Here is a 786-nt window from a genome sequence, read left to right on the forward strand (position 1 = left end):
TGTCCCCTTCAAGGAAATTCAGGAAGAAGTCGCTTAAAATATCGCGGGAATATTTGGGGCGCCAAACCTGGTCGCTTCCGACAATAACCGCGTCCAGTTCATATCGGTCGATATGCCTGTTCATCGCAAAGCTCGAATAGAACTGGCGGGAAATAGGCGTCATATGCTCTTCGACAAAAACCGCGGTTCGGAACGTTCTTGCCCAATCCGATATTGGACGAATAAAGCGGAATTGCCGCATCCAGTGCCAGATCCTCGGGGGTCTTGCTCGGTTCCGCCTTGCTGTTACGCCGGTTCAGCAAAACAGGGCGGTGACCAAGCCCCCTGAGGGTTTTCATCAGGGCGAATGCCTGAAGATTGCCGCCGTAGTTGCGGTTCATCGGCAGGGTCATGATGCCGATCTGCTTGGATGCCGAAGAGGCAGGCGACACCGGTTCCGAGATATCCNAGAGCCGGGGCTTCGGATGGCATGTAGAGCACTGCATGGATGATGGGGGCCCACAGCCTTACTGAGTCTAAGCAAACTCCGAATACCGCAGAGTACTATCCGGGAGACACACGGCGGGTGCTAACGTCCGTCGTGAAGAGGGAAACAACCCTGACCTGCAGCTAAGGCCCCTAATTCGTGGCTAAGTGGGAAAGCATGTGGGACGGCCAAAACAACCAGGAGGTTGGCTTAGAAGCAGCCATCCTTTAAAAGATAGCGTAACAGCTCACTGGTCTAGATAAGCTGTCCTGCGGCGAAGATGTAACGGGGCTCAAGCCACGAGCCGAAGCTCAGGATGC

General features: G+C 54.6%; 1 protein-coding gene and 1 rRNA gene. One reads left to right on the forward strand and one right to left on the reverse strand.

The features are described from left to right. Positions 1-98: 98 nt before the first annotated feature. Positions 99-392, reverse strand: a complete 294-nt coding sequence (locus tag TR36_RS15175; protein WP_153010595.1) for a hypothetical protein — start codon at positions 390-392, stop codon at positions 99-101. Between the two features lie 43 nt (positions 393-435). Between TR36_RS15175 and TR36_RS14800 the strand changes: the two genes are divergently transcribed. Next, positions 436-786, forward strand: a 23S ribosomal RNA gene (locus tag TR36_RS14800); the annotation flags it as partial.

The organism is Falsirhodobacter sp. alg1, assembly GCF_000739715.2.
Taxonomy (GTDB): domain Bacteria; phylum Pseudomonadota; class Alphaproteobacteria; order Rhodobacterales; family Rhodobacteraceae; genus Falsirhodobacter.

Excerpts from the sequence above, each read along its gene's own strand:
- TR36_RS15175 (WP_153010595.1), bottom strand. The coding sequence starts at position 392 with ATGACCCTGCCGATGAACCGCAACTACGGCGGCAATCTTCAGGCATTC.